We start from the raw sequence: 18601 nt of genomic DNA, 5'->3' as shown, positions 1-18601 counted from the left end.
TTAATTAACGTTCAGCGCGTCATTAACCAGGTCTTGCTGCTGTTGTTGGTGTACGGACATGTAACCCACGGCCGGTGAGGCGGAGGCCGGGCGGCCTGCATAACGTAAGGTCGCACCAAACGGCACAACTTCACGGAAATGATGCTGGCTGCAGTACCAGGCGCCCTGATTCAGCGGCTCTTCCTGACACCAGACAAAATCCTGTACGTGAGAATACGCTTTTAATGCTTCCTGAACCGCGTGATGCGGGAACGGATAGAGCTGCTCGATACGGACAATGGCCACATCGGTCTGCTCATTTTTACGACGCTGCTCAAGCAGGTCGTAATAGACTTTACCGGAGCACAGCACGACGCGTTTCACGCCCTGCGCATCCAGATTATCAACTTCGCCAATCGCTGGCTGGAAGCTGCCGTTAGCCAGTTCATCCAGCGTAGAGATCGCCAGCGGATGACGCAGCAGTGATTTCGGCGACATCACAATCAGCGGACGGCGCATACCGCGCAACGCCTGACGACGCAGCATATGGTAAACCTGTGCAGGCGTTGACGGCACGCAGACCTGCATGTTCTGCTCAGCGCAGAGTTGCAGATAACGCTCCAGACGCGCAGAGGAGTGCTCTGGCCCCTGACCTTCATATCCGTGCGGCAGCAGCATTACCAGGCCACACATCCGGCCCCATTTCTGCTCACCGGAGCTGATGAACTGGTCGATAACGACCTGTGCACCGTTGGCGAAGTCACCAAACTGCGCTTCCCAGATGGTCAGGATGCGCGGCTCGGCGGTGGCGTAGCCATATTCAAAGGCCAGTACCGCCTCTTCTGACAGCACGGAGTCCCAGACTTTGAACTGGCCCTGACCGCTGTGCACATGGTGCAGAGGGGTATAGGTTGAGCCGTTTGCCTGGTTATGAACCACCGCGTGACGGTGGAAGAAGGTGCCGCGACCGGTATCTTCACCCGACAGGCGAACCGGAATGCCTTCATCAACCAGCGTGGCGTAGGCCAGGTTTTCCGCGCCGCCCCAGTCAAAGGCTTTTTCGCCTTCAGCCATCAGACGACGGTCGTTATAAATTTTGGCAACACGCGACTGCACATCAACTTCTTCAGGTACCTGGCTGATACGCAGCGCCAGCTCCTTCAGACGTTTCATATCGACCTGAGCCGGATAAGGCTCATCCCACTCATGGTTCAGGTAAGGTGACCAGGTAAAAGAGTGCAGGCTCATCGGACGCCATTCCGGCACCACGCATTCGCCCGCATCCAGCGCATCACGATAAAGATTGACCATTTCGGTCGCATCTTCCTGCGTGGCAACGGCTTCACCTTCCAGACGGTCGGCATAAATTTTACGCGGCGTCGGGTGTTTTTTGATTTTCTGGTACATCAGCGGCTGAGTCGCACTTGGCTCATCGGCCTCGTTGTGACCATGACGGCGATAGCAGACCAGATCGATAAACACATCGCGTTTGAAGGTATTACGATAGTCGAGCGCCAGACGGGTCACAAAGGCAACCGCTTCCGGGTCATCAGCGTTGACGTGGAAAATGGGTGCCAGCACCATTTTGCCGATGTCGGTGCAGTAAGGCGTTGAACGCGCATCTTTGGGGTTGGAGGTCGTAAAACCAACCTGGTTATTGATGACGATGCGAACAGTACCGCCCACTTCATAACCGCGTGCCTGTGACATGTTCAGGGTTTCCTGAACTACGCCCTGACCAATTACCGCCGCGTCACCATGAATGGTGATCGGCAGGACTTTATTGCTGGCAGGCTCATCCAGACGATCCAGACGGGCACGCACGGAACCCATAACGACCGGACTGACGATCTCCAGGTGTGACGGGTTAAACGCCAGCGCCAGGTGAACCAGTCCGCCTTCGGTTTCCACGTCTGAAGAGAAGCCCATGTGGTACTTCACGTCACCGGTGCCAAGATGCTCTTTATGCTTACCGGCGAACTCATCGAACAGATCCTGCGGCTTTTTACCCAGCACGTTTATTAGTACGTTGAGACGACCACGGTGCGCCATGCCCAGCACGACTTCACGGGTACCGCTCTTGCCGGCGTGACGGATCATTTCGCGCAGCATGGGCACCAGCGCATCGCCGCCTTCCAGCGAGAAGCGTTTGGCACCCGGGAATTTCGCCCCGAGATATTTTTCCAGCCCTTCTGCCGCGGTCAGCTCTTTCAGGAAACCTTTTTTCTCTTCGTTGCTGAACGCTGCACGGCCCGCTACAGACTCAAGACGCTGCTGGATCCAGCGTTTCTCATCCGTATTGTTGATGTGCATATATTCCGCACCGATTGAGCCACAGTAGGTCTGCGTCAGCGCGTCGAAGAGATCGGCCAGCTTCATGGTCTCTTTACCGATGGCAAAAGAGCCTACGTTAAAGCTTTCCTGAAAATCGGCCTCGGTCAGGTCATGAAAAGCAGGATCAAGATCGGCGACCCGATCCTGTTTCCACAGGCCAAGCGGATCGAGATTGGCGTGCTGATGACCGCGAAAACGAAACGCGTTGATCAGCTGCAGCACTTTCACTTGCTTGGAGTTGGTTTCCGGATCGGAGACAGATGAGGTGTAACGAGATGCATCTTTCGCCAGGCGACGGAAATACTCACGTGTGGTGGAGTGAAACTGCTCAGGTTTCATTCCGGTGCCCGGTAACTGTTGGAACATCGAGCGCCACACTGCATCGACAGAGTCAGGATCGGTCAGGAAATCCTCATAGAGCTGCTCTATGTAAGACTGATTCGCGCCGGCCAGCCAGGAAGAGTCCAGCCAGGGCTTCATCGCGCTGTTCTGCATTGTGATCCCTTAAGCATTGCTATGCTTTTTTGAGGTTTCATTTGTTGCCGCTTTCGCGGTTTGCCGTAGTGAGTTCAGCGATACGAGCACTTTGCGCAGCGCGCGTGGCCCGTAAGGGAACCTTTGTAAACGTGGTCATCACCGCGCTTACAGAGGCTTCCGTTAAAACACCGGGAACCTGAGGTTCCCGGCAGAAAAGCCTTATGCACCGCGCTGCAGCAGCATCGACTTGATATGGCCGATGGCGCGTGTCGGGTTCAGCCCTTTAGGACATACGCTCACACAGTTCATGATGCTATGGCAGCGGAATACGCTGAAAGCGTCATTCAGATTGTCGAGACGCGCATCTGTTTCGGTATCGCGGCTGTCAATCAGGAAACGGTATGCCGCCAGCAGGCCGGCAGGACCGATGAACTTCTCAGGATTCCACCAGAATGATGGGCATGAGGTTGAGCAGCAGGCACAAAGAATACACTCGTACAGGCCATCCAGGTGCTCGCGCTCATCCGGTGACTGCAGATGCTCACGTGCTGGCGGATTTTCCCCATTATTCAACAGGAAAGGCTTAATTTTCTCATACTGCGCATAAAACTGGCTCATGTCTACGACCAGGTCACGCACAACCGGTAAACCTGGCAGTGGACGGATAACGATTTTCTGTTTGCCGTTGCCCAGTGCCGAGACCGGCGTAATGCAGGCCAGTCCGTTTTTACCGTTCATGTTGAGGCCATCAGAACCGCAGACGCCTTCACGACAGGAGCGACGAAACGCCAGTGTCGGATCTTTCTCTTTCAGGCGAATCAGCGCGTCCAGCAGCATCATGTCGCGACCATCTTCTGATTCCAGGGTGTAATCCTGCATGCGCGGCTTGTCGTCGACGTCCGGATTGTAGCGATAAATTGAAAACTCGAGTCTCATGATCGTCTCCGAAATTAGTAGGTACGCACTTTCGGCGGGAACGCCGCGCGCAGTTTCGGCTGCATGTTCACCTCACGGCGCGTCATGCTTTCGGTTTCCGGGACATAAAGACTGTGGCACAGCCAGTTTTCATCATCACGATCCGGGAAGTCGAAGCGACTGTGCGCACCGCGGCTCTCGGTGCGATAGTTAGCCGCTACCGCCGTGGCAAAGGCCGTCTCCATCAGGTTATCCAGCTCCAGACACTCAATACGCTGGGTGTTGAAATCCGGTGAGCGGTCATCCAGACGCGCTGATTTCAGACGCTGGCGAATCTCTTTCAGCTCTTCCAGACCCTGCGCCATTGCGTCACCTTCGCGGAATACAGAGAAGTTGTTCTGCATGCAGCGTTGCAGCGCTTTACGAATCTCAACCGGATCTTCACCGGTGGTGTTGTTTTCCCAGCGGTTGAAGCGCGCCATCGCAACGGCGATTTCATCTTCTGTAGCGTCACGCAGTTCGCCCTGCTCCTGAATACTCTCCAGCAGATGCAGACCCGCTGCGCGGCCAAAGACCACCAGGTCAAGCAGTGAGTTGCCGCCCAGACGGTTGGCGCCGTGTACCGATACGCAGGCAATTTCGCCGACAGCGAACAGGCCAGGAATCACCACATCTTCACCCTGCTCATTCACACGCAATGCCTGACCGGACACTTTGGTCGGAATACCGCCCATCATGTAGTGGCAGGTCGGAATGACCGGGATAGGTTCTTTGATCGGATCGGCGTGAGCAAAAGTGCGTGACAGCTCGAGGATGCCAGGCAGACGTGACTCAAGCACCTCTTTACCCAGGTGATCGAGTTTCAGTTTGATGTGCGGGCCCCATGGACCGTCACAGCCGCGACCTTCACGAATTTCAATCATCATTGAGCGCGCAACCACGTCGCGGCCCGCCAGATCTTTAGCGTTTGGCGCATAACGCTCCATAAAGCGTTCGCCATGCTTGTTTAGCAGATAGCCGCCTTCACCACGGCAGCCCTCGGTGACCAGCACGCCCGCACCGGCGATACCGGTTGGGTGGAACTGCCACATCTCCATATCCTGCACCGGCACGCCCGCACGCAGTGCCATACCCACGCCGTCGCCGGTGTTGATGTGTGCATTAGTAGTGGACTGATAGATACGGCCCGCGCCGCCGGTGGCCAGAATGGTCGCTTTCGCTTTGAAATAGACGGTTTCGCCGGTTTCGATGCAGATAGCGGTACAACCGACTACCGCGCCATCGGCGTTTTTCACCAGATCCAGTGCATACCATTCAGAGAAGATGGTGGTTTTGTTTTTCAGGTTCTGCTGATAAAGGGTATGTAACAGGGCGTGGCCGGTACGGTCGGCTGCCGCTGCAGTACGTGCCGCCTGCTCGCCGCCGAAATTCTTCGACTGACCGCCAAACGGACGCTGATAGACACGACCATCTTCCAGACGCGAGAACGGCAGGCCCATGTGCTCCAGTTCCAGAATCGCTTCCGGGCCGGTTTTACACATATATTCAATCGCGTCCTGGTCACCGATGTAATCGGAACCTTTGACGGTGTCGTACATATGCCATTCCCAATTATCTTCATGGGTATTACCCAGCGCAACGGTAATACCGCCCTGCGCAGATACGGTGTGGGAACGGGTCGGGAAAACTTTCGATAACAGGGCACAGCTCTGGCCGGCCTGGGAGATTTGCAATGCGGCCCGCATACCTGCGCCACCTGCGCCGATCACCACGGCATCAAACTCTCTGATTGGCAAACTCATTTACACACCCCACACCACAACAAATCCATAAATCGCATACCACAGCAGCGCCACGACAATCACAAACTGCAACAACAGGCGCGTTGGCAGTGATTTAACGTAGTCTGTTAACACCTGCCACATGCCGATCCAGCCGTGAATCAGAATGGAGAACAGCGTCAGCAGCGTGAACACTTTAGTGAATGCCGAAGCGAAGAAGCCACGCCACAGGTCATAAGTCAGCGTGTCTGTCATCACAACGAAACCGAGGATGTAGACGATGTAGAGTGTAATAAGAATTGCAGTTGCCCGCAGCAGCAGCCAGTCCTGAATGCCGCTACGACCCAATGCGGATGCATTGCTTACCATACGAGGACTCCCGCCAGAATTGCCAGCACGACAGTGATTACAAAAGTCATATGAGCAGAACGCTTACCCACTTCCAGCGTTTCAGCCAGATAACCAAAATCCATCAACATATGACGAATCCCGCTCACCGCGTGATAGGCCAGCGCGGTTAAGATGCCCCACATAATGAACTTCGCGAAGAAGCCATCCATGATGGATGCAGCGTGCTTGAAACCTTCAGGAGAAGAGAGAGAGAGACCGAGCAGCCACAGCAGGATGCCAATGGCAACCAGGGTGATTACGCCGGAGACGCGGTGGAGAATGGACGTTATTGCAGTAACGGGAAACCGGATCGTCGAGAGATCCAAGTTGACAGGTCTTTGTTTTTTCACGGTTTTGCCCACACAGCTCTTTTTTATTTTGCTTCCTCCGGACCTGAAGCGGAGTCTAATCACAACGTGTGGCAGACTTAACCGTCACCAAACAAGCAACATCCAGTGTTAATTGACGCGGTAGTAAACGCTGGGTGGCTCCTGGTGTCAGGGTGTTCCGGAGACCTGCCAGGAGTATAGGAGGATCACATTCTGATTACAATTCCCCTACAAACTCTTTGGTATATTTTAGGTGGAACAGTGATCATACTCACGATTTTCACAATTGATACAATTTTAATTATCTGATTTGACAATAGTTCAACAATTCAGTTACAAACTAAGCCTGTAAATTCCTATGATGCACAAAAGTTATGGGGATACACTTTCCCCTAAGCGCAAGTTATGTAACATTGCGAATATGAGCTTTAAAAAGCATCAGGTTATTGGTTACCAAGAAGTTATGTCCTGACCGGATCTTTAACAACCGCGATATGCAGCATGTCCATGGCTCACCGGTTCCCGCTGGGAACGCGCCGCTCACTCTGTACCCTGCACCCGCTTTATACCCGCAGAGTGATACCGTGTAGTTTTGCCAACCGCAACATGAACGCGTTTCAGGTGTCTAAAGATCCTTACCTACATAAGGCGCTATGGAGACGAAAATGACAGATAAAAAAGTAACGCTAACCCTGCAAGATGGAACATCTGTTGAACTGGACGTGCTGAAAGGTACGCTGGGCCAGGATGTGGTTGATGTCCGCGCTCTGGGTTCAAGTGGCCTGTTCACCTTCGATCCCGGTTTTACGTCTACAGCGTCCTGCGAATCTGCCATCACTTTTATCGATGGTGACGAAGGTATTCTGCTGCACCGTGGTTTCCCGATTTCTCAGCTGGCGACCCATTCTAACTATCTGGAAGTCTGCTATATCCTGCTGAATGGCGAAGCGCCGGACCAGAAACAGTTTGATGAGTTCCGTACCACCGTTACCCGTCATACTATGATTCATGAGCAGATTACCCGCCTGTTCCACGGCTTCCGTCGTGACTCGCATCCGATGGCAGTAATGTGCGGTGTGACCGGTGCACTGGCTGCATTTTACCACGATTCACTGGACGTAAATATTGAGCGCCACCGCGAAATCGCGGCATTCCGTCTGCTCTCTAAGATGCCGACCATGGCAGCGATGTGTTACAAATATTCTATCGGCCAGCCGTTTGTTTATCCGCGCAATGACCTCTCTTACGCCGGTAACTTCCTGCACATGATGTTCGCCACGCCGTGCGAAGAGTACAAAGTGAATCCGGTGCTGGAACGCGCCATGGACCGCATCCTGATTCTGCATGCTGATCATGAGCAGAACGCCTCAACCTCTACCGTACGTACCGCCGGTTCAAGCGGCGCGAATCCGTTTGCCTGTATCGCCGCAGGGATCGCCTCTCTGTGGGGACCGGCGCACGGCGGTGCCAACGAAGCGACCCTGCGTATGCTGGAAGAGATCAGCACCGTTGAGCACATTCCGGAATTTGTTAAACGCGCCAAAGACAAGAATGATTCCTTCCGTCTGATGGGCTTTGGTCACCGCGTTTATAAAAACTATGACCCACGTGCGACCGTAATGCGCGATACCTGCCATGAAGTATTGAATGAGCTGGGTATGAAGGATGATCTGCTGGAAGTGGCGATGGAGCTGGAACACATTGCGCTGAACGACCCGTACTTTATCGAGCGTAAACTCTATCCAAACGTAGACTTCTACTCCGGTATCATTCTGAAAGCGATGGGTATTCCTTCGTCCATGTTTACGGTGATCTTCGCGATGGCCCGTACGGTTGGCTGGATTGCCCACTGGAAAGAGATGCACGACGAAGGCATGAAGATTGCCCGTCCGCGTCAGCTCTACACCGGTTATACCGAGCGCGAGTTCAGCTCACAGCTGAAGAAGTAAGATTTGATGGATAGCGGAGAGAAATCTCCGCTTGATGTGGTTATAACGCTGGGGCGCTTCGCTGGGATACTGCGCCTGCGCATGAAACACGGTCAGATCGGAAAGTCGCTTAAACCATCCCTGGCCGCTCGGCCCGCGCCGTCCCTGGCGCGGGACGCTTTCCTCTTCTGACCATGTTCCCCGCGTGTTAAGCTTCTTCGTAGCAGTTGGAATCACCCGGTTCGAAGTTTTTTAGCCGTCTGATGTAAGAACATTTTTCGCTATAAACTTCATGTCCTTTCTATCCCTGACAACCCGGACACCAGTAAAAAGGCCGTGATGAAAGTGTGCCCTTCTCAACTATCGTGCCACAACGCCGGCATTTTTTGCCCTGCCGATGGAACACCTCAAACTGAAACGCCGCTTCCTCATGATACTTCTTCATGGTTCCCCGCATCCGATAGGCATGACGCGGCACCGATAGCAGCGCCTCGCTGAAAGCAGTCAGCTGATCGTCACTGAGATCCTGCGCGCGATGATTTGGCAGAAGCTGCGCCAGCCAGAGAATCTCAGCGCGCAGGTAATTTCCCAGCCCGGCCAGAAAAGCCTGATCCAGCAGCAGACCACTGAACTGTCGCCGCCGGAACCGGGGCGACAGCAGCCGCTCTTTCACCTCTTCAACGCTAAGCTGGCTGTTCAGCACATCCGGTCCGATGCGGGTCAGAAACGGATGCGCTGCCAGCGTATCTGCGTTGAGCAGTTCAATATCGGAGGCGCTGTAGAGCAGAATCGCTTTGCCCGCCGTCGCCAGCCGCACCCGCAACTGACGTGTGGTATTGAGTTCGGTATCAGGTTTCACAATGCGCCAGACACCATAAAGCTGGTTATGACTGTAGAGTGTCAGGCCATTGCTGAAATGCGTCAGCAGCGCTTTGCCCCGCGTCTCAATCGCCTGCACCTGCTCACCAATCAGTGAGGATTCGTAAGTCTTCAGCTGAGGAAACGCGAACCACGCTTCCGTTAACGGCTGACCCACAATGGCGGCTTCAAGCTTATCCGCCACGCGGCGAATTTCCGGTCCTTCTGGCATCGTTCTTCCTCTTAATGGGTGGCACCGCCAGCCTGTTTAATATCGTCGCCGGTCTCCAGCATCACTTTTACCGCAATCTCCAGTGCCTGAACAATGGTTGCCACCGCCATGCTGGGCGCCCCCGGATGCTGCGCCGCCTGTTCAGGCAGATAGGGAATATGAATAAAGCCGCCACGCGCCGGACTTTTCTGCAGCTCAAGCCAGTGCAGCAGGCCATACATCACCCGGTTACAGGTAAAAGTGCCTGCCGTCTGCGAGACCGATGCGGGGATCCCCGCTTCACGCACCGCGGCCACAATCGCTTTGATGGGCAGCCGGGAAAAATAGGCTGCCGGGCCGCCTGCGATAATCGGTTCATCGACGGGCTGGTTTCCCGCATTGTCCGGGATACGGGCGTCATCGACATTAATACCGATACGTTCAACGGTAATGTCGCTGCGGCCGCCCGCCTGCCCTACCGACAGCACCGCGTCCGGTTTTACCTCTTCCAGTGCCCGGTTCAGCACGTTGAGCACCTCACTGAACACCACCGGCAACTGGCGGATGACTATCGTCGCCCCGCCAATCTGTTTGCCTTCCAGTGCGCGTACCGCTTCCCAGGAGGGGTTAATCGTTTCACCGCCAAAGGGTTCAAAGGCGGTCATCAGGACAGTTTTCATGCAGCCTCACAGGAACATCAGGAAATAGAGCAGGAAAATGTTAACGATTAACAGTAGCACACCGGTCGGAATCTGAGCTTTGATGACAGCGTTACGGTCGGGCAGCTCCAGCAGTGCCGCCGGAACAATATTGAAGTTGGCCGCCATCGGCGTCATCAGCGTGCCGCAGTAGCCGGAGAACATGCCAATCGCTGCCATCACCGCCGGATTTCCGCCATGCTGCAATACCAGAATCGGAATGCCGACGCCTGCGGTGATAATCGGAAACGCAGCAAACGCGTTACCCATGATCATGGTTAGCAGCGCCATCCCGACGGCATAGACCGTTACTGCAACAAAGCGGTTATCCACCGCCAGCCAGGTTTCGGTCAGATGTGAAATGGCACTGCCCACGCCCGCACTGGTAAACAGCAGTCCGAGCGTGGCGAGGATCTGCGGCAGGATAAAGGCCCAGCCAATCGAATCCAGCAGGCGACGGGTCTCCTGCATCGACTGCACCGGCTTTTCATGGGTCAGTTTCAACGCCACCAGCCAGCCAATGACACAGCCGACCATCATTGAAAAAAGTGTCACCAGCGTGGCGTGATTTCCGGGACCGAATACCGCATCCTGCAGACCGGGAATATGGTTAAACGCCAGCACACCGACCACGGTCACGACCGGAATGGCCAGCGCGGGCAGAAACAGTTTGTTGCGCAGACGCAGCGCACTGGCCTGCTTCTCTTCATCGCTGCGCTGATGATAGCGACCCAACCGGACACCCCCCAGACCGGCAATCAGCGCCATTACCACCACAATGACACCGATGGTGATATGCAGCATTCGGGTGCCCGCTGCATCCGAACCCATCAGACTGCTCATCATCTGCGTCGTCCAGTCACCGACCAGAAACACCAGGCCATACAAAGCCCAGAACAGTCCGGTGGTAAAGCGGCGTGGGTTCGCACTGTCACGCCAGGAAAGGATGGCCACCACCAGCAGGATAATGCCTGCCAGCCACATCAGATATTGTTGCTGAAACATTACTGACCTCCTTTGGCTCTCAGCGCCTGGTTGTTCAGCAGCTGCAACTCACGCGCAAGCTGACGATCGAGTCGCACCAGACGTGCCGAGTGGATCAGGAATGCGGCTATAGCAGTCGGAATGCCCCATAACGCAATGTGCAGCGGTTCGGTCTGAATCCCGGCCGACTCCTGCATGAAGTTGTGCATAAAAATAATCGCGCCAAATGCTACAAAGATATCTTCACCAAAGAAGAGTCCGACGTTGTCGGTAGCTGCTGACATGGCACGCAGCTTATGACGAAGTTCAGGTGTGATCTCACCATAACGGTTCTCCGTTGCGCCCTCTGCCATCGGGGCCAGCAACGGACGCACCATCTGTGGATGCCCACCCAGGCTGGTTAGTCCCAGCGCGGCGGTGATTTCACGTACAAACAGGTAGACGATTAGCAGACGTCCAGCGGTGGCCGTTCTAATCTGAGCGATCCACGCCTGTGCGCGCTCCTTCAGCCCGTGACGCTCCAGCAGCCCAATGACCGCCAGCGGCAGCAGCAGAATCAGCGGCAGGTTACGGGTATTCAGAAAACCTGCGCCGAGCTTTTCCAGAATGTCCGTCAGCGGCATCATCGCCGCCAGACCGGTTACAAAACCGGCGACGATCACCACCAGCACCGGATTAAAACGTAATACGAAGCCAACGACGATCGCGGCAATGCCCAGTAAAGGCCAGAGATTCACTGCACTTTCCATGGATTTCCCCCAGAGTTAAAAAACCCGACATAAGCCGGGCTAAGTAGTGTTTTCAGGCGCTGGTGACACGGATCTGCTGTCCGGCAACCGCATCACGCAACCGCTGTGCAAACTGCAGGGCGTGCGCGCCGTCGCCATGTAAGCAGACGGTCTGCGCATTCACTGCCACCCATTCTCCCGTGATACTTTTTACCTTACCCTGCTGCACCATCGTCAGCGTCTGATCGATAGCCTGCTGCTCATCGTCAATCAGCGCGCCCGGCTGGCTGCGCGGCACCAGCGCACCGCTGCTGAGATAGCCACGATCGGCAAAGACCTCTTCCCGCGTGCGTAAGCCGTAGTGCGACGCGGCACGTATCGATTCGCTGTTCGCCAGTCCCACCACAATCAGCTGGCTGTCGACGGCACGGATGGCGCGGGCAATAGCGTCTGCCAGCACCGGATCAGCCGCGGCCTGGTTATAGAGCATGCCGTGCGGCTTAACGTGAACCAGCCGCGCACCTGCGCTCTCCGCCAGGCTTTTCAGCGCGCCAATCTGGTAGATCATCTGGGCATAGACCGTTTCCGGTGGCAGCTGCATGGCGCTGCGGCCAAAGTTCTCCCGATCGGGAAAAGCAGGATGCGCGCCGATGGCGACGCCGGATGCCTGCGCCCAGCGCACCGACTGCAGCATGGTCTGCGCATCCCCTGCGTGAAAGCCACAGGCGATGTTGGCGGAACTCACCAGTTCAAGCAGTGCCTGATCGCTGGCACAGCCTTCGCCAAGGTCAGCGTTTAAATCAATTTTCATGAAGTCCCCATATCATCTGGTCCAGCGCGCGTTGCTGATGCTGACGTGCCAGCATCGCTTCCGGCAGGGTGCAGTGAATAAAGTGAATTGGCTCACCCAGGCGGATTTGCGCCAGATGATAGAGATCGGCTTCGATGACGGAGGCGATACGCGGATAGCCGCCGGTGGTCTGGGCATCCGCCATCAGCACGATAGGCTGTCCGTTCGGCGGTACCTGAATGACACCCGGCATCAAACCGTGTGACAGCAGCTCACGCGGACTCTCACGTTTAAGCTCACGTCCCTCAAGCCGGTATCCCATCCGGTTGCTTTGCGGGCTAAGTTTCCATGCGGTGCGCCAGAATGCCTGCTGCGCGTCGGAGCTGAACTCGTGATACTCCGGGCCAGGCAGTGCGCGGATGCGGTTGCCCCATAGCAGCTGCCGTACCCCGACTTTGCGGTCGAACTGACACGTCGGTTTGCCCAGCGGGATCCGATCGCCATCCCGTAAGGCGCGACCGTGAAATCCGCCAAATTTTGCTTTCAGATCGGTGCTGGCTGAGCCGAGCACCGCAGGGATGTCAAAACCACCCTGCACTGCCAGATAGCTGCGCATGCCGCGCTGCGGCATCGCCAGCGACAGGACCTGGCCGCGTTTTACCGGCATTCGCCAGCCCGTCCAGACCGGCTGACCGTCCAGCTCCGCATGGCAGCCTGCGCCAGTGAGTGCGAACCAGCCGTCGCGGGTAAACTCCGCTTTGAACTGGCCGAGCACCAGCTCCAGCACCGCGCTGTCAGGCGCATTGCCCACCAGCACATTGGCGGTGAACATCGCGGGATGATCCAGCACGCCGCCGGGGCTGATGCCATACTGACGCCAGCCGTAGCGCCCCGCATCCTGAAGGGTGGCGGCCAGCCCGGCGCGAAGAATATTTAACATACGCCCTCCTGTTGCGGCACAAAGCGAACCCTGTCACCGGGACGGAGCAGCGTGGGCGGTTGCTGCAGGGGATCAAACAGCGCGGTGCGCGTCTGGCCGATTAACTGCCAGCCACCAGGCGAAGCCAGCGGATAGACGCCCGTCTGGCTGCCGCCGATACCAACCGATCCGGCCGATACCGCAACTCTCGGCTCCGCACGGCGCGGTATGTGCAGCCGCGGATCCAGTCCGCCCAGATAGGGAAAGCCCGGCTGAAAGCCGACAAAAAACACCACATAGTCGCTGCTGCTGTGCAGCTCAACTACCTGACCGGGCGTCAGCGCGGCATGTTCCGCCACCACCACCAGATCGGGGCCAGACTCACCGCCATAGATCACCGGGATCTCCACCAGACGCGACTCCGGCAACTGCGCTTCACTCTCTTCCCACCAGCGCTGAAGCCGCTCTATCGCATCCAGCGCACTCTGCTGGGGATCGCGCAGAATCAGGGTGATATTGTTCATGCCAGGAATGACCTCCAGCACGCCCGCATCCGACTGCAGTCGCTGGTTAAGTCCCCAGATACGCTGCTGACTCTCCAGTGAGACCGGCGGCTCCAGCTCCAGCACGACAGCGCGTTCACCCAATAAATAACACCGTGCTCGTTGCAACAGCTACCTCCCGCCTGATTGAGATCGTGCCTGGCCGACCTGACCGGATGCCCGGTTCAGCCGATGGCTTATCTACGTAAAGCAAATAGTTATGCGAAAGTGGCAGGGATGTGTCAACCGATTTAGGTCCTGCGCAGGCGCGCAGGACAAGGGAGAGATCAGGCAGGATTAGGAATATCGATAAAGGTCACATCAAGATTGTGATGTTGCGCCAGCCACTCGCCCAGCGCTTTTACGCCGCCACGCTCGGTAGCGTGATGGCCTGCGGCAAAGAAATGCAGCCCCTGTTCGCGTGCGCTGTGAATAGTCTGTTCAGAGACTTCACCGGTGATGTAGGCATCAACGCCCGCAGCGGCCGCCTGGTCGATAAAGCCCTGTCCACCGCCGCTGCACCAGGCGATGTGACGAATCAGCGCGGGTGCGTTGTCACCACAATGCAGCGGTTCACGTCCCAGCTTATCGCCGATTCGGCGGGCCAGTGCTTCGCCGGAAATCGGTTCAGCCAGCTCCCCCCAGAACACCAGCGGCATCACTTCGCCACGCACCTCGATATCCAGCAGTTTCGCCAGCTGGGCGTTGTTGCCCAGTTCTGAATGCGCATCAAGCGGCAGGTGCCAGCCATAGAGATTAATATCGTTAGCCAGCAGCGTCCGCAGGCGGCGGCGCTTCATGCCTTTAATCACGGCCGGTTCACTTTTCCAGAAGTAGCCATGATGGACGATTATTGCATCGGCCTGACGTGCGACCGCCTCATCCAGCAGGGCCTGACTGGCCGTCACGCCGGTGATAATCGTTCTGACTTCGCTGCGTCCTTCAACCTGCAACCCGTTGGGGGCGTAATCACTGAAGCTGTGGCTATCGAGTTGCTGATTGATCAGCGTCTCTAATTCGTAATGGTTCATTCAGGCTCCTTCGAGGCCTCAGGCGGCGCTTTTGGCGCGCTCAAAGGCGTCTAATGTCTTTTTACGGGCTGCCTTATGATCCACGATTGGTGCCGGATAATCGAGTTTCCTGTTGTTCTTTTCCGCCCAGACGTGGGGCTGGTGGATATGGCTGTCAGGGACATCCGCCAGCTCCGGCAGATAGTGACGGATAAATTCGCCCTGCTCATCAAAGCGCTCGCCCTGTGTGGTCGGGTTAAAAATGCGGAAATAAGGTGCTGAGTCTGTACCGGTGGAAGCCGCCCACTGCCAGCCACCGTTGTTTGCGGCCAGGTCGCCATCAATCAGTTGCTGCATGAAATAGCATTCGCCTTCGCGCCAGTCGATCAGCAGATCTTTGACCAGGAAACTGGCAGTAATCATCCGTAAACGGTTGTGCATCCATCCCAGCGCCTTCATCTGACGCATTGCAGCATCGACGATCGGAAAGCCGGTTTTCCCTGCTTTCCAGGCATCGAAATGCGCGTCGTCACGCTGCCATTCCACGTTTTGCGTCCAGTCAACAAAGGGTTTGTGCCGGCAGAGTGCCGGATACGCAACCAGCAGATGACGGTAGAACTCACGCCAGATTAGCTCGTTCAGCCACGTAAATGCACGACTGTTGTCCAGCGCATCGGGATGTTCATGCAGTACGCGATGCAGGCACTGACGGGGCGACAGCACGCCGGTCGACAGATAAACCGACAGACGACTGGTGGCATCCAGTGCAGGAAGGTCGCGCTTCGCGGGATAATCGAGAACCGGTTTAGTGGCGAAATGGCGCAACCGCTTCAGGGCGGCTGCTTCGCCTGCCGGAAACAGATCCTCATCAAAGGCTTCGGTCGGACAGTCAAAAGCGGGGAGCCGGGTGGTTTTCAGCGGTGCACCGTCGCGGGGCTTAGGTGCAGGCACACACTCCGGCAGACTCTGCTGCAAACGGCGGACAAAAGCTTTGCTGAAAGGCGTAAAGACTTTGTACATTGAGCGATCGCCACTCTGCACACTACCGGGTGGCAGCAGCAGGCTGTCATCAAAGCCCTGGCAGATCACGCCCGCGTCATCGAGACGCTTTTCCGCCTCTGCATCGCGCTGACGCTCATTCATTTCATACTGATAGTTATAGAAGAGCTGGTCGACCTGGTGCTTCTCACAGAATTCCGTCAGTGCATCGATACTGTCGCTGAAGGCGTAACACGCCTGATAGTGCAGCGCAATGCCCCGCTCAGCCAGCGCGTTCTGTACTTCCACCAGACTGGCGTGAATAAACGCCGCCTGCCTGGGTGACATGTCATGCTGTTGCCACTGTTTTGGCGTAGCAAGGAAGAGCGCAATCACTTTTGCCTTGCTGTCGCGACAGGCGGCGTGAAGTGCCAGATTATCGTTGATGCGTAAATCATTACGCAGCCAGACCAGATGAGTGGTCATATGCCTCCTGAATTACTGTCCGTAGCGTAAGCACAAGGCTTCGGGATAGGGATCGAAATAGCGCTGCTGTGCCAGCCACGGATGCGGGTACTCCGCCATGTAGTGCTTGAGAATGGTAATCGGCACCAGCAGCGGTTGTGTGCCCTGACGATAGCGGTCAATCAGGGTTGCCAGTTCCTGACGCTGCGGTGAATTCAGATGCGTGCGGAAGTAGCCCTGCACATGCATCAGCACGTTGGTGTGATTGCGACGTGAGGCGGGACGTGACATCAGTTCCATCATGCGATTGCGATATTCAAAGGCAAAAGCTTCCAGCGATTCCCACTCACTCATCGAAGCAACAAACGGCCCCAGTTCGCGGTATTTCTCCTGCGAGTGCGCCAGCATCATCAGTTTGTAGCGGCTGTGAAAGGCAATCAGCCCCTGGCGGGTCAGGCCCTCTTTCCACATCTCATTAAACTCATGCAGTGCGCAGATGCGGCCAATAAAGTTCTCACGCAGGGCTGGGTCGTGCAGACGACCATCTTCTTCCAGCGGTAGCCAGGGCATCTCACGCTGCAGGAATTCAGCAAAAATGCCGGTGCCCACTTTGCGGTTGTTGTTATTGTCAGGCTCATAGACCCGCACACGCTCCATGCCGCAGCTCGGAGATTTGGCACAGAGGATATAGCCACAAAGGTGATGCAGTGATTTTACCCGTTCCGCTGACCAGTCACGCATCTGCGTGGTAACCTCTTCTCCACCATCTTTACTGAAGCAGAGATGCAGCTCATCATCACCCTGCTTTACCAGACGCAATGCCGGACGCGGCGTAGGCAGACCAATGGCCATTTCAGGACAGACCGGCTCAAAGCGGACAAATGGCGTAAGATCTTCAGTCGCAAAAGTAAGACGCTTATGCCCACCATCAAATCTGACGCGGTCGCCGAGCAGGCATGCACTGATTCCAACGGGGATTTTTTTGCTCATACTTGTACAACCTCATAAATCTTGTAGAGGTTTAAGTGTAGCGCAAAATGGCCAGTAAGAAAGGGGTATAACGTGGTTGCAGCCCATTTATTCTCAGAATAAACGCAAAAAAAGGCCCGGTCAGTTGACCAGGCCTGTTTTGCAACAAAGCGAATTACCAGAACGCGCCGCCACCGGCTTCAGACTGCGCCAGCCAGACCGGCTTTGCGCTGGTCTTGCACCAGACGCGATGCAGATAACTGTAGAAGCGTGCCCGATCCTGTCGAAACAGCATGACAGGCAGTGCCAGAACGCCGAGAAGAACCACCAGCGTACGACGCGCGAGTATTTTATAACGTGGATAAGCCTGATACATGGTTTCTCCTCCCGGTAAGTTAAAGTGTGCGAATGTGATCTGTGTTCAACTTTACGCCAGATTGTGTAATTTTACTACTCATCTGACCACTTATTTGCCGTTATTTTTGATGTTTAAGAATCAACCTGTAATTTAGTTACAGATAAGTTATCGCCAGGTTACGAGAGGGTTTGAATGCCCGGAAGATGAAGTGCGCGGACGGCAGCATAAAATATTGATAAAGTAGCGCTTCGGCACTCACTCAAGGCAGGTATTGCGTGACCACGGTTTTGATCGTTGAAGATGAAAAAGAGATCCGCCGCTTTGTACGGCTGGCGCTGGAAAATGAAGATCTGAAGGTGTTTGACGCTGATACGCTGCAGCGCGGACTGATTGAAGCGGCAACCCGTAAACCTGATTTAGTGATCCTCGATCTTGGCCTGCCGGATGGGGATGGCACCGATTTTATCCGTGATCTGCGCCAGTGGAGTGCCATACCGGTGATAGTGTTGTCGGCGCGCAGTGATGAGCAGGATAAGATCGCCGCACTGGATGCCGGGGCGGATGACTATCTGACCAAACCCTTTGGGATTGGCGAACTGCTGGCACGCGTCCGTGTTGCACTGCGCCGTCATGGTGGTCAGCAGCCCGAAGCCAGAATTCAATTTGCCGACGTCAGCGTCGATTTTGCCGCACGGCGGGTACAGCGCAACGGCAGTGAGATTCACCTCACGCCGATTGAATTTCGTCTGTTGAGCATTCTGCTGAATAATGCCGGCAAGGTGCTGACGCAGCGGCAGCTGCTGAGCCAGGTCTGGGGACCCAATGCGGTAGAGCACAGCCACTATCTGCGTATTTATATGGGGCATCTGCGCCAGAAGCTGGAAGCGAATCCGACCCAACCGGCCCATCTGCTGACCGAAACCGGGATTGGCTATCGCTTTATGCCATAAAAAAAGGC

18 protein-coding genes are annotated in these 18601 nt (G+C 55.8%); 2 read left to right on the top strand and 16 right to left on the bottom strand.

The window, feature by feature from the left end:
• The 5 genes from sucA to sdhC form a co-directional block, all read right to left on the bottom strand.
• Positions 1 to 2808, bottom strand: coding sequence for a 2-oxoglutarate dehydrogenase E1 component (gene sucA / locus QSK07_RS17740; protein WP_275219883.1), 2808 nt, complete (start codon positions 2806 to 2808; stop codon positions 1 to 3).
• A gap of 201 nt (positions 2809 to 3009) precedes the next feature.
• Positions 3010 to 3726 (bottom strand): succinate dehydrogenase iron-sulfur subunit, encoded by a 717-nt coding sequence (locus tag QSK07_RS17735; protein WP_013357144.1) that lies wholly within the window; start codon positions 3724 to 3726, stop codon positions 3010 to 3012.
• Between the two features lie 14 nt (positions 3727 to 3740).
• Positions 3741 to 5507: a succinate dehydrogenase flavoprotein subunit gene (gene sdhA, locus QSK07_RS17730; RefSeq protein WP_098051199.1), complete on the bottom strand. Its 1767-nt coding sequence runs from the start codon at positions 5505 to 5507 to the stop codon at positions 3741 to 3743.
• A complete protein-coding gene (gene sdhD / locus QSK07_RS17725) occupies positions 5508 to 5855 on the bottom strand; it encodes a succinate dehydrogenase membrane anchor subunit (RefSeq protein WP_098051200.1) in 348 nt (115 codons plus the stop codon).
• A complete protein-coding gene (gene sdhC / locus QSK07_RS17720) occupies positions 5849 to 6238 on the bottom strand; it encodes a succinate dehydrogenase cytochrome b556 subunit (RefSeq protein WP_285720832.1) in 390 nt (129 codons plus the stop codon). Before sdhC ends, sdhD begins: the two co-directional genes overlap by 7 nt.
• A 632-nt stretch (positions 6239 to 6870) precedes the next feature.
• Between sdhC and QSK07_RS17715 the strand changes: the two genes are divergently transcribed.
• Positions 6871 to 8154: a citrate synthase gene (locus tag QSK07_RS17715; protein WP_013357141.1), complete on the top strand. Its 1284-nt coding sequence runs from the start codon at positions 6871 to 6873 to the stop codon at positions 8152 to 8154.
• 280 nt (positions 8155 to 8434) lie between these two features.
• On the opposite strand, the gene nei is transcribed toward QSK07_RS17715, so the two are convergent.
• From nei to QSK07_RS17660, 11 genes are all read right to left on the bottom strand, one after another.
• Positions 8435 to 9223, bottom strand: coding sequence for an endonuclease VIII (gene nei / locus QSK07_RS17710; RefSeq protein ID WP_285720833.1), 789 nt, complete (start codon positions 9221 to 9223; stop codon positions 8435 to 8437).
• An 11-nt stretch (positions 9224 to 9234) separates the two neighbouring features.
• Positions 9235 to 9882, bottom strand: a complete 648-nt coding sequence (gene pcp, locus QSK07_RS17705) for a pyroglutamyl-peptidase I (RefSeq protein WP_098051203.1) — start codon at positions 9880 to 9882, stop codon at positions 9235 to 9237.
• 6 nt (positions 9883 to 9888) lie between these two features.
• Positions 9889 to 10905 carry a DUF979 domain-containing protein gene (locus QSK07_RS17700; RefSeq protein WP_285720834.1) on the bottom strand — a complete coding sequence of 339 codons (1017 nt, stop codon included), beginning with the start codon at positions 10903 to 10905 and terminating at the stop codon, positions 9889 to 9891.
• On the bottom strand, positions 10905 to 11633 hold the full coding sequence (locus QSK07_RS17695; protein WP_098051205.1) for a DUF969 domain-containing protein: 729 nt from the start codon (positions 11631 to 11633) through the stop codon (positions 10905 to 10907). The genes QSK07_RS17700 and QSK07_RS17695 overlap by 1 nt, the downstream gene beginning before the upstream one ends.
• A gap of 52 nt (positions 11634 to 11685) precedes the next feature.
• A complete protein-coding gene (gene pxpA, locus QSK07_RS17690; protein ID WP_285720835.1) occupies positions 11686 to 12423 on the bottom strand; it encodes a 5-oxoprolinase subunit PxpA in 738 nt (245 codons plus the stop codon).
• Positions 12413 to 13342, bottom strand: coding sequence for a 5-oxoprolinase subunit PxpC (gene pxpC / locus QSK07_RS17685; protein ID WP_285720836.1), 930 nt, complete (start codon positions 13340 to 13342; stop codon positions 12413 to 12415). The genes pxpA and pxpC overlap by 11 nt, the downstream gene beginning before the upstream one ends.
• On the bottom strand, positions 13336 to 13992 hold the full coding sequence (pxpB, locus tag QSK07_RS17680; RefSeq protein WP_285720837.1) for a 5-oxoprolinase subunit PxpB: 657 nt from the start codon (positions 13990 to 13992) through the stop codon (positions 13336 to 13338). Before pxpB ends, pxpC begins: the two co-directional genes overlap by 7 nt.
• A 158-nt stretch (positions 13993 to 14150) precedes the next feature.
• On the bottom strand, positions 14151 to 14894 hold the full coding sequence (locus QSK07_RS17675; RefSeq protein ID WP_098051209.1) for a type 2 GTP cyclohydrolase I: 744 nt from the start codon (positions 14892 to 14894) through the stop codon (positions 14151 to 14153).
• 18 nt (positions 14895 to 14912) lie between these two features.
• Positions 14913 to 16337, bottom strand: coding sequence for a deoxyribodipyrimidine photo-lyase (gene phrB / locus QSK07_RS17670; RefSeq protein ID WP_285720838.1), 1425 nt, complete (start codon positions 16335 to 16337; stop codon positions 14913 to 14915).
• Between the two features lie 12 nt (positions 16338 to 16349).
• Positions 16350 to 17306 (bottom strand): YbgA family protein, encoded by a 957-nt coding sequence (locus tag QSK07_RS17665; protein WP_285720839.1) that lies wholly within the window; start codon positions 17304 to 17306, stop codon positions 16350 to 16352.
• Between the two features lie 154 nt (positions 17307 to 17460).
• Positions 17461 to 17661: a DUF2517 family protein gene (locus QSK07_RS17660; protein WP_013357130.1), complete on the bottom strand. Its 201-nt coding sequence runs from the start codon at positions 17659 to 17661 to the stop codon at positions 17461 to 17463.
• Between the two features lie 257 nt (positions 17662 to 17918).
• On the opposite strand from QSK07_RS17660, the gene kdpE reads away from it, so the two are divergent.
• A complete protein-coding gene (gene kdpE, locus QSK07_RS17655; protein ID WP_098051212.1) occupies positions 17919 to 18593 on the top strand; it encodes a two-component system response regulator KdpE in 675 nt (224 codons plus the stop codon).
• The last annotated feature ends 8 nt before the right edge of the window (positions 18594 to 18601 follow it).

The organism is Pantoea sp. QMID4 (genome assembly GCF_030270445.1).
Taxonomy (GTDB): Bacteria; Pseudomonadota; Gammaproteobacteria; order Enterobacterales; family Enterobacteriaceae; genus Pantoea; species Pantoea vagans.
Note: the sequence above shows the minus strand (reverse complement) of the source record. Positions and strands in the feature narration are given on the sequence as shown.

Bases quoted from the DNA above. Each gene is read 5' to 3' on its own strand.
- sucA (WP_275219883.1), bottom strand. From the start codon at position 2,808: ATGCAGAACAGCGCGATGAAGCCCTGGCTGGACTCTTCCTGGCTGGCC.
- QSK07_RS17735 (WP_013357144.1), bottom strand. From the start codon at position 3,726: ATGAGACTCGAGTTTTCAATTTATCGCTACAATCCGGACGTCGACGAC.
- sdhA (WP_098051199.1), bottom strand. From the start codon at position 5,507: ATGAGTTTGCCAATCAGAGAGTTTGATGCCGTGGTGATCGGCGCAGGT.
- sdhD (WP_098051200.1), bottom strand. From the start codon at position 5,855: ATGGTAAGCAATGCATCCGCATTGGGTCGTAGCGGCATTCAGGACTGG.
- QSK07_RS17715 (WP_013357141.1), top strand. From the start codon at position 6,871: ATGACAGATAAAAAAGTAACGCTAACCCTGCAAGATGGAACATCTGTT.
- nei (WP_285720833.1), bottom strand. From the start codon at position 9,223: ATGCCAGAAGGACCGGAAATTCGCCGCGTGGCGGATAAGCTTGAAGCC.
- pcp (WP_098051203.1), bottom strand. From the start codon at position 9,882: ATGAAAACTGTCCTGATGACCGCCTTTGAACCCTTTGGCGGTGAAACG.
- QSK07_RS17700 (WP_285720834.1), bottom strand. From the start codon at position 10,905: ATGTTTCAGCAACAATATCTGATGTGGCTGGCAGGCATTATCCTGCTG.
- QSK07_RS17695 (WP_098051205.1), bottom strand. From the start codon at position 11,633: ATGGAAAGTGCAGTGAATCTCTGGCCTTTACTGGGCATTGCCGCGATC.
- pxpA (WP_285720835.1), bottom strand. From the start codon at position 12,423: ATGAAAATTGATTTAAACGCTGACCTTGGCGAAGGCTGTGCCAGCGAT.
- pxpC (WP_285720836.1), bottom strand. From the start codon at position 13,342: ATGTTAAATATTCTTCGCGCCGGGCTGGCCGCCACCCTTCAGGATGCG.
- QSK07_RS17675 (WP_098051209.1), bottom strand. From the start codon at position 14,894: ATGAACCATTACGAATTAGAGACGCTGATCAATCAGCAACTCGATAGC.
- phrB (WP_285720838.1), bottom strand. From the start codon at position 16,337: ATGACCACTCATCTGGTCTGGCTGCGTAATGATTTACGCATCAACGAT.
- QSK07_RS17665 (WP_285720839.1), bottom strand. From the start codon at position 17,306: ATGAGCAAAAAAATCCCCGTTGGAATCAGTGCATGCCTGCTCGGCGAC.
- QSK07_RS17660 (WP_013357130.1), bottom strand. From the start codon at position 17,661: ATGTATCAGGCTTATCCACGTTATAAAATACTCGCGCGTCGTACGCTG.